The organism is Mycolicibacterium insubricum (assembly GCF_010731615.1).
Taxonomy (GTDB): Bacteria; Actinomycetota; Actinomycetes; order Mycobacteriales; family Mycobacteriaceae; genus Mycobacterium; species Mycobacterium insubricum.
The window spans coordinates 3,746,714-3,759,887 of record NZ_AP022618.1 but is presented as its reverse complement, the minus strand read 5'-3'; the positions used below and the strand labels follow the sequence as shown (position 1 = coordinate 3,759,887).

The 13,174-nt window shown below is 67.0% G+C and carries 11 protein-coding genes and 1 pseudogene; 7 read left to right on the top strand and 5 right to left on the bottom strand.

Annotated features, from left to right (window positions below; translation table 11 throughout):
- Nucleotides 1-138 precede the first annotated feature (138 nt).
- Nucleotides 139-1,398, top strand: a complete 1,260-nt coding sequence (locus tag G6N16_RS17670) for an FAD-dependent monooxygenase (RefSeq protein ID WP_110810911.1) — start codon at nt 139-141, stop codon at nt 1,396-1,398.
- On the opposite strand, the gene G6N16_RS17665 is transcribed toward G6N16_RS17670, so the two are convergent.
- Entirely contained in the window at nt 1,380-2,156 is a 777-nt protein-coding gene (locus tag G6N16_RS17665) for an SDR family NAD(P)-dependent oxidoreductase (RefSeq protein ID WP_083032324.1), read from the bottom strand. The genes G6N16_RS17670 and G6N16_RS17665 overlap by 19 nt on opposite strands.
- A 202-nt stretch (nt 2,157-2,358) precedes the next feature.
- Between G6N16_RS17665 and G6N16_RS17660 the strand changes: the two genes are divergently transcribed.
- Nucleotides 2,359-3,795, top strand: a complete 1,437-nt coding sequence (locus G6N16_RS17660) for an aldehyde dehydrogenase family protein (RefSeq protein ID WP_283165929.1) — start codon at nt 2,359-2,361, stop codon at nt 3,793-3,795.
- The gene (locus tag G6N16_RS17655; RefSeq protein ID WP_083032327.1) at nt 3,792-4,223 is read left to right on the top strand and encodes a nuclear transport factor 2 family protein; all 432 of its coding nucleotides are present in this window, start codon (nt 3,792-3,794) and stop codon (nt 4,221-4,223) included. The genes G6N16_RS17660 and G6N16_RS17655 overlap by 4 nt, the downstream gene beginning before the upstream one ends.
- 117 nt (nt 4,224-4,340) lie before the next feature.
- Here G6N16_RS17655 and G6N16_RS17650 read toward each other — a convergent pair.
- The 4 genes and pseudogenes from G6N16_RS17650 to G6N16_RS17635 form a co-directional block, all read right to left on the bottom strand.
- Nucleotides 4,341-5,622, bottom strand: a pseudogene (locus tag G6N16_RS17650) (DUF222 domain-containing protein).
- Between the two features lie 96 nt (nt 5,623-5,718).
- On the bottom strand, nt 5,719-7,086 hold the full coding sequence (locus tag G6N16_RS17645) for a cytochrome P450 (protein WP_083033576.1): 1,368 nt from the start codon (nt 7,084-7,086) through the stop codon (nt 5,719-5,721).
- 49 nt (nt 7,087-7,135) lie between these two features.
- A complete protein-coding gene (locus G6N16_RS17640) occupies nt 7,136-7,327 on the bottom strand; it encodes a ferredoxin (RefSeq protein WP_083033578.1) in 192 nt (63 codons plus the stop codon).
- A gap of 63 nt (nt 7,328-7,390) precedes the next feature.
- Nucleotides 7,391-8,251 carry a mycofactocin-coupled SDR family oxidoreductase gene (locus G6N16_RS17635; protein ID WP_083033580.1) on the bottom strand — a complete coding sequence of 287 codons (861 nt, stop codon included), beginning with the start codon at nt 8,249-8,251 and terminating at the stop codon, nt 7,391-7,393.
- Between the two features lie 237 nt (nt 8,252-8,488).
- Between G6N16_RS17635 and G6N16_RS17630 the strand changes: the two genes are divergently transcribed.
- The 4 genes from G6N16_RS17630 to G6N16_RS17615 all read left to right on the top strand — a co-directional run bounded on the left by G6N16_RS17630 (nt 8,489) and on the right by G6N16_RS17615 (nt 13,142).
- Nucleotides 8,489-9,988, top strand: a complete 1,500-nt coding sequence (locus G6N16_RS17630) for an aldehyde dehydrogenase family protein (RefSeq protein ID WP_083033582.1) — start codon at nt 8,489-8,491, stop codon at nt 9,986-9,988.
- 3 nt (nt 9,989-9,991) lie between these two features.
- Nucleotides 9,992-11,203: a CaiB/BaiF CoA transferase family protein gene (locus tag G6N16_RS17625; protein ID WP_083033584.1), complete on the top strand. Its 1,212-nt coding sequence runs from the start codon at nt 9,992-9,994 to the stop codon at nt 11,201-11,203.
- Between the two features lie 264 nt (nt 11,204-11,467).
- On the top strand, nt 11,468-12,277 hold the full coding sequence (locus tag G6N16_RS17620) for an MlaE family ABC transporter permease (protein ID WP_083033586.1): 810 nt from the start codon (nt 11,468-11,470) through the stop codon (nt 12,275-12,277).
- A gap of 7 nt (nt 12,278-12,284) precedes the next feature.
- Nucleotides 12,285-13,142 (top strand): MlaE family ABC transporter permease, encoded by an 858-nt coding sequence (locus G6N16_RS17615; RefSeq protein ID WP_083033588.1) that lies wholly within the window; start codon nt 12,285-12,287, stop codon nt 13,140-13,142.
- The last annotated feature ends 32 nt before the right edge of the window (nt 13,143-13,174 follow it).

The following is a 13,174-nucleotide window of genomic DNA, read 5'->3' as shown; positions in this document are numbered from 1 at the left end:
GGCGGAAAGGCCAGGTATTCATTGCACTGTCAGGTGAATACTCGCGCGATTATACGGATCGTGATATAAATGCGAATAGTAATTCGCATATAGGTTCGCCGGGCGACGGCGAGCGTGGGATCGAAGGGAACCGCAGAGATGAGCGACGGAATCACCCCTGGCCGGGCACTGGTGGTGGGGCTGGGCATCAGCGGCATGTCGACGGCGATCCGGCTGCACCGGGCCGGTTGGCAACCGGTCATCGTGGAACGCTCACCCGGGCGCCGCAAGGACGGCTACTTCATCGCGACGATGGGCACCGGCCAGGCCGCCGCGCACCGGCTCGGCATCTTCGACGCGCTGCCCGACCGCACCCCGCCGTCAACCAGCTGCAACTTCGAGGTCGAACGGTCCGGAAAGCGGCGAAAGTCGGTGGGTATCTTCGACATCCCGCTCAAACCCAAACCGATGCTGCAGCTGCGCGGCGATGTCGAAGAGGCGCTGTTCAACGCGTTGCCGGCCGATGTCGAGGTACGGTGCCAGACCACACCGACGGCCATCGCGCAGGACGCCGACGGCGTGGACGTCACGCTGCGCAACACGGTGAGCGGCGCCGAGACCACCGAGCGCTTCGATCTCGTCGTCGGTGCCGACGGATTGCGGTCCACGGTGCGGGCGCTGGTGTTCGGGCCGCACGAGCGCTACCTGCACCGGCTCGGGCGGATCGTCGCGGCGTTCCAGCTGCCGCGCGTTCCCACCGGCCTCGGACCCAGCGACGGGGCCATGCAGTTCGAAATCGACCGCTCGCTGATCGTCTACCCGTTCGCCGACCACCTGCCGACCGCTTTGTTCTCCTACGCCAGTGACGACATCGACGCCGAGTTCACCGAGTCACCCGTCGAGCGGATTCGGGCCGTCTACGGGCCGGCGCCGTACGGCAGGCTCCTCGACGAGGTGATCGACGGCCTCGAACATGCCGAGTACTTTCTGTTCGACTCGGCTGAGCAGGTCAAGATGGACTGCTGGCATCGCGGCCGGGTGGTGCTGGTCGGCGACTCCGCGTGGTGCCCCACCCTGTACTCGGGCATGGCCGGCGCGGAGCTGCTCGGTACGGTTCTGCAAACCCACCCCGGATCGCTGGAGGGCGCGCTTACCGAATGGGAACGACGTCTGCGGCCCTACATCACCGCCTACCAGCAGGCCGGCGCCCAGGGCGCGTTGCTGTTCACCCCGCCCAATCGGGCCGCGATGGTCTTCCGCCGGGCGATGATGTCCATGCGGCGCTCGCCGCTGCTGAGGCTGGTGTTGACCGCAATCATGAAGGCCGTCCCCAGCTTCCAGATGCGCAACTCCGACATCACCGCCGAAGCCACACCCCCGGCGGAACTCCGCGCAGCCGGCTACAGCGCGAACGAATAGCCGCCGTTGACCGGAATGGTCTGGCCGGTGATCCAGGAACCCTGCTCGCCGGCCAGCACCACCGCCAGGGCCGCCAGGTCATCGGCCGTACCGGGCCGGCGGATGGCGTAGGCCGACAGAATCGCCTTGGCCTGCGGCGAATCCGGGTCGGCCCACACCGGTTCGGTCATCGGCGTGCGCATGGTGCCCAGCGAGATGTTGTTGGCGGTCACCCCGTACCGGCCCGACTCCAGGGCGATCGACCGGGTCAGACCCGCGGCGCCGGCCTTGGACACCCCGTACGCCGCGCCGTACGCATCGCCGGTGCGCCCCGCGTCGGAGATGATCGTGAGGACCCGCCCCCAGCGGCGCTCCTCCATCGCCGGCAGCACGGCACGGGTGCAGTACAGCACGCCGTAGAGGTTGACCCGCAGGAACGGCTCCCACTGGCCGGGGTCGGAGTCGGCGAACCGGCCGCGGCTGCCGAACCCCTCCGGACCCGCGTTGCCAGCATTGTTGACCAGTATGTCCACCGGCCCGGCATCGGCGAGTGCCGCGGTGACGGCGGCGAAATCGGTCACGTCGAACGGAAGTGCCCGGGCTTTCCCGCCGTCGGCGCGGATCTCGGCGGCCGCTTCTTCTGCCCGCTGTACCCGCAGGTCGTTGACCAGGACCGCCGCGCCGGCCTCGGCGAACGTGCGGGCCAGGCCATGCCCGACGCCCTGGCCGGACCCGGTGATCAGGGCGGTGCGGCCGGACAGGTCCAGATTCAGTGTCATCTCGCTCCTCTTGCGCGATACCGCCTCCGTGCCACTCCAACTTAGTTAGAGTCACTCGCAACTGTCCGGGTAATCGAAAACATCGGCGGGAAGCCATATTTGGCGTCATCCGGAACGGTAATCGAACGTCACCGAAGAAACCAGAGGAGCCGCTGTGGAGAGTGAGCAGAACGAGACGGGTGTGTTGGCCGGCGACGAGCGGATGCTGATCGACGGCGAACTCCGGCACACCGCAAGCGGTGCCACCTTCGACGTCATCCACCCGGCAAGCGAGCAGGTGGCCGGTGTGGCCACCGACGGAACCGTCGCCGACATGGAAGCCGCCGTCGGCGCGGCTCGGCGCGCCTTCGACGCCGGCGATTGGTCACGCGACGTCGAATTCCGCAGGCACTGCCTGATGCAGCTGCACGAGGCGCTCGACCGTAACAAGGAACGGCTGCGGCGGATCCTGATCACCGAGGTCGGCTGCCCGGTAACGGTCACCGGATCCCAGATCGAGGCACCGATTCACGAGGTCGCGCACTGGGCCGAGTTCGGAGCCGCCTTCGACTACCTGCGCTACAACGGCGTGCACGAGACCCCGCTCGGCCCGGCCAAACGTGTGCTGCGCTACGAACCCCACGGCGTGGTCGGCGCGATCACCCCGTGGAATGTGCCGTTGTATCTCAACGTCGCCGAGACGGTTCCGGCCCTGATGGCCGGAAACACCGTGGTGCTCAAGCCCGCCCAGCTCACCCCCTGGTCGGGCACCGAACTCGGCCGGATCGTCGCCGAGGAGACCGACATCCCGGCCGGGGTGTTCAACGTGGTGGTGTCCAACGCCAACGAGGTCGGCGCGGCGCTGACCGCCGACCCGCGGGTGGACATGATCACCTTCACCGGGTCGACGGCGACCGGCCGCGCCATCCTGGCCGCGGCCGCCCCGACGGTGAAGAAGACGCTGCTGGAACTGGGCGGCAAATCCGCGCACATCGTGCTCGACGACGCCGATCTCGGCTCGGCCATGCCGCTGGCCGCCATGATGGCCTGCGTGATGTCCGGCCAGAGCTGTGTGCTGCCCAGCCGAATCCTGCTGCCGCGCAGCCGCTATGAGGAGGGTATCGAAGGGCTCAAGCAGATGATGGAGAACTTCCCGGTCGGCGACCCGTGGACCCCGGGCGTCATGCAGGGCCCGCAGATCAGCGAGACACAACGCCAGAAGGTGCTCGGCCTGATCCGAGACGGCATCGACGACGGCGCCCGGCTGGTCACCGGTGGCGGGATCCCGGGGAACCTGCCGGTCGGCTACTACACCCAGCCCACCCTGCTCGTCGACGTCGACCCGAACAGCCGGATCGCGCAGGAGGAGATCTTCGGCCCGGTGCTGACCGTCACGCCGTACGACACAGACGACGAGGCAGTCGCCATCGCCAACAACAGCATCTACGGACTGTCCGGCGAGGTCAGCAGCGCCGACGTGGACCGGGCGTTCGCCATCGCCGCCCGGATGCGGACCGGGAACGTCAGCATCAACGGCAAGAGCCACTTCGGTATCAACAGCCCGTTCGGCGGTACCGGTCAGAGCGGTCTCGGCTACCGCAACGGCACCCACGGCTATGAGGAATATTTGCACATCAAGACCATCGGAATGCCGGAATGAGCCCTTCCGCCAACGACATTGCGCGGGTTATCGACCGCGCGGAGATCTCCGAGCTGCTCCACACCTATGCGCGGGCGGTCGACGGCAAAGACTGGGAACTCTACCGGTCGGTGTTCACCGAGGACGCCTTCATCGACTACTCGTCGGCCGGGGTGATCGCCGGACCGCGTGATGAGGTGGTGGCGTGGATGGCCGAGAACTTCGGCGTCATCGAGATGAGCATGCACTACATCACGAACATCGAACTGCTCGACTACGATGGGGACTCCGCGACCGTGCGGGCGATGTTCTACAACCCGTTCCGGCTGCCCGGGGCCACTGAGCTCACCTCATGCGGTGGGTATTACCACCACGAGTTGGTTCGCGGTGATGCCGGTTGGCGCAGCAGGTCACTGCGGGAAGAGAGCCTCTGGTTCGTCGGCCGATAACTGTGGGCCGACGGACCGGTGGTTGGGCTCTTTGGCCGACGTCCGACGTCCGACGTTCCCGTCCGGTGCCACCGACGTCCTTTGGGAAGCCACCTGATTGGTCTTCCCCATTGTCACCTATTCGATGGCCGGTGGTGCTTGGGGTTGGAAGGGGTTGTACCACCACCAGTTTGCGCGTTCGCCGGTGGGTCCGGGGTAGCGGGCGACGGCCGGCGGCGGGTTCTGGGGTGGGTGGGCCAGCGATCCGCCGAACAGTTCTTCTCCCTCGGCGTCGGTGACTTTCAGTCGGTCGGCGGGGCCGGTGATGGTGATGACACCACGATGGTGCAGCCGGTGATGGTAGGGGCACACGAGTACCAGGTTCCACAGCTCGGTGGGGCCGCCGTTGTCCCAGTGGATCAGATGGTGTGCGTGCAGGCCGCAGGTGGCTGCGCAGCCGGGTACCACGCAGGTGTGGTCGCGGTGTTCCAGGGCGCGGCGCATGGTTGATGGTGCGGGTGCGGTGTCCGGCGCCGATGAGGGTGCCGTCGCGGTGAAACCACACCTCGCAGGTGGCATCGCAGGTCAGGTACTGGCGATCTGCGTCGGGCAGCAGGGGGCCCAGGTGCAGGTTGGCGATCTTGGTGGCGAGGTCCAGATGTACGACGACGGTGGTGTGCTGGCCGTGCGGGCGGGCGGTGGCTTCGGTGTCCCAGCCGTGCTCGATCAGCCGCAGGAACGCATCCAGATTCGTCGGCACCGGGGCCTCGTTGTCGGGGGCCTGGCCGCGGCGCTGCTCGTCGTCGGGTTGGCGGCCGTCGTGGTCGCGGGTCCATTGGGCGAACAGGGCGTCACGATGCGACGCCAGGGCGGCGGCGAATTTGGCGGATTCGATGTGCGGGAGGGTGATGCGCCAGTTGTCGTAGTCGTCAGCACCGGTCTTGTGGATCCCGGGGCGCGGGCCCGGTTTCGGGTCGGTGTCGGGGCGTGGCTCCAGTTTCACCGCGGTGCGCAGCTGGGTGACGGTGGCGACCGAGGCGAGTTGGGCGTAGTGGGCGTCGGAGCCTTTGCCGGCGTGGGCGGCGATGACCCCGATTTGGTCGAGGGACAGTTGCCCGTCGCGCAGCGCCTGGGTGCACTGGGGGAATTCTTCGACGCGGTGGGCGATGGCGGTGATCGCGGCGGCATGTCCGGTGGTGCTGCCGGTTTTCCAGGCCACCAGCCCCGCGACGGAACGGGCGCCGGTGCTGCCCCACAGTTCGTCGTGGTCGATTTCGGCGACGATGTCCACGATCTGGCCGTCGATCGCGTTGCGCTGGCCGCACAGCTCACTCAGTTCGTCGAAGAGCACCCGCAGCCGCTCGTCCCGGCGGTTGCCGGGAGGCGTATAAACGCTGGTCAAGGCCCCATTCGAACTCATGTTTCCATGGTAGAACCGGCCACCGACAACTCTTCGCGACGAGTATTTGAGGCGAGCAATCGTTCCCGCGCCAGGGCCCAAGTGGAGCGAATTCCCCTACTTCCAGTCGATCACGGCGATCTCTTTGCGTTCGGTGATGGGCCGGGCGAGTTCCTGTTCGTCGCAGATGCGCTGGAGGTTGGCCAGGGTTTCGTCGAGGCCGGGGCCGAGGCGTTTGCCGGGGGTGAAGGTGGCGGGCAGGTGGCGCATGCCCTGGATGACGCCGATGGTGTCGTAGTGCACGGCGCCCTCGGGGTCGCAGACGTAGTCCGGCATCCGGTCGAGGACGGCAGTCAGCATGGACTTGAACACCGTGCGGGCCACGTTCGAGCCGGCGCAGCGGTGCACACCCAGTCCGAAGCTGAAGTGCCGGTTGCCCTTCCGGTCCAGGACGATCTCGTTGGGGTCCTCGAAGACTTCCGGGTCACGGTTGGCCATCGCCCAGGACAGCCACAGCCGCTCACCTTCCTTGAACTGGAAACCCTCGAACTCGGTGTCGGCGGAGAAGGTCCGGCCGTCGCCGGGGGCGGGGGTGAAGAACCGCAGGAACTCCTCGGTGGCCGGGGCCAGCAGGGTGTCGCGTTCTTCGGAGAGCCGCTTGCGTTCCTCGGGATGCTCGCCCAGCCACTCCAGGGAATGCGCGGTCAAAGCGGTGGTGGTGTCGAAGCCGCCACCGATGACCAGACCGAGGTTGCCCAGGATCTCGATCTCCGGCGCGGGCTTGCCGTCGATCTCGGCGTGCACCAGGGCGCTGACCAGACCGGGCCGCGGATTCTCCTTTACCTCGACCATCGCCTTGACGATGTCCAGGCCCATCTCGCGGTGCATCTCGTTGATGCGCTCGCGGTCCGGGGAATCCTCCGGGGTGTACACCGACGCGTGCGTCGGCTCGCTGTAGACCTTCCACTTCTTCAGGTCGACGCCCATCATCGCCAGCGTCAGCACCGCGGGCACCACGTTGGCCAGGTCCTCGACGAAGTCGATGTGCCCGGTCTCGATCTTCTCGTCGATCGCGGCGCGGGTGATCTCGTCGACGAACGGCACCCAGCGCTTGATGGCGGCCGGCGACAAGTATGGGTTCATCACCCCGCGGTAGTTGCTGTGCTCGGGTTCGTCCATCTCCAGAATCCCGCCGCGCACGTAGGAGGCGCGGCTGGCTACCGGGATGCTGATGCCCTGGTAGCCGGTGCCCTCACCGGTGACGTCGTGATCGTTGGAGACCGCGGGGCAGCGGGCGAGTTCGAACACTTCCTTGCTGCCGGCCGCCACCCAGTGCCCGCCGTAGGTCTCGGTCCAGGCCATCGGGCACTTGGCGTGCATGTCCTCGGTGATGGACTCGAACTGCAGGCGGTACTGCGGGCTGTGCCGGTCGAAGTGATACGGGGCGGGCTTGGCGTCGGCGACGCTGGCATCGTCGATGCTCACGGGATGATCTCCTTGTTTGGGTAACGATGAACCGGTCCGAACTACCCGGCTATTCGATGATGATTGCCTGCTCGGGGCAGGAGTGGGCGGCCTCGCGCACCGCATCCTGCTGATCGTCGGGCACGATCTCGTTGATGGCGGTGGAGTGACCGTCAACGTCGTCGAGGACGAATGAGTCGGGGGCGATCATCGCGCACAGGGTGTGTCCCTGGCACTTGTCGCGGTCAACCCATACCTTCATGGTTAATATCCTTATCGCCGAATCATGCTGTTCTGCAACAGGTCTGGCTGCTTTCCCGGCAGATCAGACGTGGTAGTCGTACCACTTCAGGTAGCCACCCGCGTCGACGCGCAGCTGCATGCCGGTGACGAAGCGCGATTCGTCCGACGCCAGCCACAGCACCGCGTTGCTGATGTCCTCCGGGTCGACGTAGGGCACCCGCATGGCCTGCTGGACGGCGAAGACCGGCTCGGCGTCGGCGCGGGTCGGGTTCTCCAGGTCGGGTCGGAAAGACTGGTACATCGGCGGGCTCTGCAGCATGTCGGTGTTGCAGTTGGTGGGATGGATGACGTTGGCCCGGATACCGCGCACGGCCAGCTCGGTGGCCAGGTAGTGTACGTACTCGGCGATCATCCGCTTGGAGACCATGTAGCCCATGCCGCCCGGGTCGCCACCGGGGTTGGGCTTGCTGTGCGCGTCCATCAGGGCCGCGGCGGACGAGGTGGCGATGATCGAGGCGCCCTCGCCCAGGTGGGGGAGCGCGACCTGGATGGCGTTGATGGTGCCGATCAGGTTGGTGTTGATGCCGTCGGTCCAAGCCTGCATGGCGGGCTTGCCCTTCATCGCCGCGACACCGGCCTGGGCCACCACGATGTCCAGCTTGCCGAACTCGGCCAGTCCGGCATCCAGCGCAGCCTTGAGCTGGGCGGCCTCGCGGACATCGGCCTTGACCGCCACGATGCGGCGGCCGGTCTTCTCCACTAGCTTGGCGGTCTCGTCCAGGTCTTCCTGGGAGGCCATCGGGTAGCCGATGGTCGGGATGTCCTCGCAGATGTCGACGGCGATGACGTCGGCACCCTCTTCGGCCAGCCGCAATGCGTGGCTACGACCCTGGCCGCGCCCCGCGCCGGTGATGAATGCGACCTTGCCCTGAACGCGTCCCACTGTGGTCCTTTCACAGAATGCCGATTTCGATTATGAGAATCCTACTCTCGGCGGACAACGTGACACAAGGTTTGTGGACTGACAGTCTTGTAATGCGGGTTTTCGCCTCACGGCCGAACGAGTGCGTTATCTTGGCAATCCCCGGACCGAAGCCCGCCGGGTTAGTGTTCTCAACATGGAGCTGTAGGATTCGCCGCGAATGAGAATGGCGTTTCCATAGCGAGCTCAGGAGACTGAATGGCATCCCCAGACGCGGCATCCACCACCGGCGCGACCGCCACTGACGGGCGGCAGCCCGCCCGGCGGCTGCTCATCGACGGAAAACTCGTCGAAGCCCAAGGTGGGGCGACCTACGCCAGCCTCAACCCGGCCACCGGCGAGGTGCTGGCGTTCGCGCCGGACGCGACCGTCGCTGACGCCGAGGCCGCCGTCGCGGCCGCCCGTCGCGCGTTCGACGAAACCGACTGGTCCACCAACGTCGACCTGCGGATCCGTTGCCTGGAACAACTGCACACCGCGCTGGTCGAGCACCGCGACGAGATGGGACAGCTCACCACCGACGAGGTCGGCGCCACCCCCGCGCTGCTGGCCGGTGCGCAGTACGACCAGCCGGTCGCGATCGTCAAGTATTACGCCGACCTGCTCAAGACCTTCCCGATGACCGAGGACCTCGGCAACATCGAGAGCCGCGGGATGCAGCACCACCGCTGGGTGGAGAAGGAAGCCGCCGGCGTCGTCGCGGCCATCATCGCCTACAACTACCCGAACCAGCTCGCACTGGCCAAGCTCGCCCCGGCCCTGGCCGCCGGCTGCACGGTGGTGCTCAAGGCTGCGCCCGACACCCCGCTGATCACCCTGGCGCTGGGCGAGCTCATCGCCAACCACACCGACATCCCGGCCGGCGTGGTCAACGTGATCTCCGGCGCCGACCCGGCCGTCGGCGCGGCGCTGACCACCAGCCCGGACGTCGACATGGTGACCTTCACCGGCTCCACTCCGACCGGACGCGCCATCATGTCCGCGGCCAGCGACACCCTCAAGAAGGTGTTCCTGGAGCTCGGCGGCAAGTCTGCGGCCATCATCCTCGATGACGCCGAACTCAATATGGCCACCATCTTCGCGGCCTTCTCGATGGTCACCCACGCGGGTCAGGGCTGTGCGCTGACCTCGCGGCTGCTGGTGCCGCGGTCCAAGAAGGACGAGATCGTCGAGATGATCAAGACCCACTTCAGCCACGTCCGCTACGGCAACCCCAACGACGAGGGCGTCTACATGGGGCCGCTGATCAGTGAGAAGCAGCGCGACAAGGTCGATTCCATGGTGCAGCGCGCGGTCGCCGCCGGCGCCACCCTGGTCACCGGGGGAGAGAAGAAGGACCCCGGATACTTCTACACCCCGACCCTGCTGGCCGACGTCGACCCCGACAGCGAGATCGCCCAGGAAGAGGTGTTCGGCCCGGTACTGGCCGTCATCGCCTACGAGGACGACGACGACGCGGTGCGCATCGCCAACAACTCCATCTATGGACTGTCCGGGGCGGTGTTCGGCAGTCAGGAGCGTGCACTGGCGGTAGCCCGACGGATCCGCACGGGAACTTTCAGCATCAACGGTGGTAACTACTTCAACCCCGACGCGCCCTTCGGCGGCTACAAGCAGTCCGGCATCGGCCGCGAGATGGGCAGATCCGGACTCGAGGAGTTCCTGGAGTCCAAGACCTTCGCGACGGTGGTGGGGTAGGCGATGAGCAACAAACCGCTGGAAGGTGTCCGGGTCCTCGAGGTCGCCATGTACGGCTTCGTGCCCTCGGCCGGCGCAGTGCTGGCCGAGTGGGGTGCGGAGGTCATCAAGGTCGAACATGCCGTGACCGGTGATCCGCAGCGAGGGCTGCGCCAAACCGGGTCACTGCGGGTCGAGGGTGACCCCAACCCCAACATCGAGCACGCCAACCGCGGCAAACGCAGCATCGGCCTGCAGATGGGGACACCCGAGGGCCGGGAGGTGCTGCTGGAGCTGGCGCGTCGCGCCGATGTGTTCCTGACCAGCTTCCTGCCCGGGCACCGCGCCAAGTTCGACATCGACGTCGACGCCATCCGCGCGGTGAACCCGAACATCATCTACGCCCGCGGCTCGGCGTTCGGCCCCCGAGGCGAGGAGGCCGTCAAGGGCGGCTACGACATGACGGCGTTCTGGTGCCGGGCCGGCACCGCCGCGTCGATCACCCCGGACGCCATCGACGGCATGATCGGCCCGCCCGGCCCGGCCTACGGCGACACCATCTCCGGCACCAACCTGGCCGGTGGCATCGCCGCCGCGCTGTTCCGCCGGGAACGCACGGGTGAGCCGTCGGTGGTCGACGTCTCGCTGCTGGGCAGTGGACTGTGGGCGATGGGCCACCTGATCGCGCTGACCTCGCACCTGGACGAGCTGCTGGTCAACCCGCCGCCGACGGCGGCCGGATCGCCGATCAACCCGCTGGTGCACCTCTACGCGACCTCCGACGATCGCTACATCTCGTTCGTGATGATGCAGCCCACCAAGTTCTGGGCCGACGTCTGCCGGCACGTCGGGCTGGACGAACTGGCCGACGACCCGCGGTGGGCGACCGCCGAATCGGTCGCCGAGCACACCGATGAGGCCGTCGAGCTGATCGGCGCGGCCATCGCCAAGCGGCCGCTGGCCGAGTGGAGCGAGCAGTTCGCCACGCTGGCCGGTCCGTGGGCGCCGGTGCAGGACACCCTGCAGGCCGCCCAGGATCATCAGGTTCGGGCCAACGAGTACATCATCCAGGCCGGCGAGCTGGAACTGGTTGCCAACCCGGTGCAGTTCGACGTCACCGCGCCGGATCCCGGTCCCGCGCCGGGCTTCGCCGAGCAGACCGACGAGATTCTGCTGGAGCTGGGTCTGGACTGGGACCGCATCATCGAACTCAAGACGGTGGGCGCCGTCACCTGATGAAACGCGCCGCGACATTCGTGACACGCCCCGCCCGGGTGACGGTCGGAGCGGGCGGTCGCGTACCTTCGCTACGGTCCGGCGCGCGATCGACGGTCCGGCGCACCATAACTCGCGTTACAACTTTCGACACGGATGTAATCGGAAACGGCAATTTCCTCACCGGACTGTGCCCATTCCGCTATGAAGATTCAGACCGTGCCGACGGACGCGGCGTGCAGATGAGCGCCGCGGCCGGTGGGACGACGTTGGAAGGACCGGGAATTGGCTGTTAAAGGCCCAGAGCGTTGGTCGGTGGGACTCCCGCAGATACGCAATCTGGAAGGCCCGGCGCAGGCCATCGGCGGCCTGTTCTCCATGGCGGCCGACGCCGTCAAGTTCGCCTTCGTGCGCCCCTTCCAGTGGCGCGAGTTCCTCGAGCAGTCCTGGTTCGTCGCCCGGGTGTCGCTGGCCCCGACTTTGCTGGTCGCCATCCCGTTCACCGTGCTGGTGTCGTTCACCCTCAATATCCTGCTGCGCGAACTCGGTGCGGCCGACCTGTCCGGAGCCGGCGCCGCGTTCGGCGCGGTGACCCAGCTCGGGCCGATGGTGACGGTGCTGATCGTCGCCGGCGCCGGGGCCACCGCGATGTGCGCCGATCTGGGGTCGCGCACCATCCGCGAGGAGATCGACGCCATGGAGGTGCTGGGCATCAACCCGGTCCAGCGCCTGGTCACCCCCCGGATGCTGGCCTCGGGCCTGGTCGCCTTCCTGCTCAACAGCCTGGTCGTCATTATCGGCATCCTCGGCGGCTACGCCTTCTCGGTGTTCATCCAGGACGTCAACCCGGGCGCATTCGCCGCCGGTATGACGCTGCTGACCGGTGTCCCCGAGGTCTTCATCTCCTGCGTCAAGGCGCTGCTGTTCGGGCTGATCGCCGGCCTGGTCGCCTGCTACCGGGGGCTGACCATCACCGGCGGTGGCGCCAAGGCCGTCGGCAACGCCGTCAACGAAACCGTGGTCTACGCCTTCATGGCGCTGTTCGTGGTCAACGTGGTGGTCACCGCCATCGGCATCCGGATGACAACGCGGTGATGCCCCGATGAGCACCACACAGATCGTGCGGGCCCGCTTCCCGCGACTGGTCCGTAGCGCGAAGCGGCCGGTCACCATGCTCAGCGGCATCGGCGACCACGTGCTGTTCTACGGGCGCGCCCTCGGCGGCGTCCCGCACGCCGCGGTGCACTTCCGCAAGGAGGTCATCCGGCTGATCGCGGAGATCGCGATGGGCGCCGGCACGCTGGCGATGATCGGCGGCACCGTGGTGATCGTCGGCTTCCTCACCCTGGCCGCCGGTGGCACCCTGGCCATCCAGGGCTACTCTTCGCTGGGCAACATCGGCATCGAGGCGCTCACCGGCTTCCTGTCGGCCTTCATCAACGTGCGCATCGCGGCGCCGGTGGTGGCCGGTATCGGTCTGGCCGCCACCTTCGGCGCCGGCGTCACCGCCCAGCTGGGCGCCATGCGGATCAACGAGGAGATCGACGCCCTGGAGTCGATGGGCATCCGGCCGGTCGAATACCTGGTCTCCACCCGCTTCATCGCCGGGATGATCGCCATCACCCCGCTGTACTCGATCGCGGTGATCCTGTCCTTCCTGGCCAGCCAGTTCACCACGGTGGTGCTGTTCGGTCAGTCCAGTGGTTTGTACAACCACTACTTCGACACCTTCCTGAACCCGATCGACCTGTTCTGGTCCTTCCTGCAGGCGATCCTGATGGCGGTCACCATCCTGTTGATCCACACCTACTTCGGCTACTTCGCCGCCGGCGGTCCTTCCGGTGTGGGTGCGGCGGTCGGCAACGCGGTGCGCACCAGCCTGGTCGTCGTCGTCTCGGTGACGCTGCTGGTCTCGCTGGCGATCTACGGCTCCAACGGCAACTTCAACCTGAGCGGCTAGGGGAGACTGCAGTGACGACGCAACCGGGACCG

Excerpts from the sequence above, each read along its gene's own strand:
- G6N16_RS17625 (WP_083033584.1), top strand. The coding sequence starts at position 9,992 with ATGAGCAACAAACCGCTGGAAGGTGTCCGGGTCCTCGAGGTCGCCATG.
- G6N16_RS17655 (WP_083032327.1), top strand. The coding sequence starts at position 3,792 with ATGAGCCCTTCCGCCAACGACATTGCGCGGGTTATCGACCGCGCGGAG.
- G6N16_RS17660 (WP_283165929.1), top strand. The coding sequence starts at position 2,359 with ATGCTGATCGACGGCGAACTCCGGCACACCGCAAGCGGTGCCACCTTC.
- G6N16_RS17670 (WP_110810911.1), top strand. The coding sequence starts at position 139 with ATGAGCGACGGAATCACCCCTGGCCGGGCACTGGTGGTGGGGCTGGGC.
- G6N16_RS17630 (WP_083033582.1), top strand. The coding sequence starts at position 8,489 with ATGGCATCCCCAGACGCGGCATCCACCACCGGCGCGACCGCCACTGAC.
- G6N16_RS17640 (WP_083033578.1), bottom strand. The coding sequence starts at position 7,327 with ATGAAGGTATGGGTTGACCGCGACAAGTGCCAGGGACACACCCTGTGC.
- G6N16_RS17665 (WP_083032324.1), bottom strand. The coding sequence starts at position 2,156 with ATGACACTGAATCTGGACCTGTCCGGCCGCACCGCCCTGATCACCGGG.
- G6N16_RS17615 (WP_083033588.1), top strand. The coding sequence starts at position 12,285 with ATGAGCACCACACAGATCGTGCGGGCCCGCTTCCCGCGACTGGTCCGT.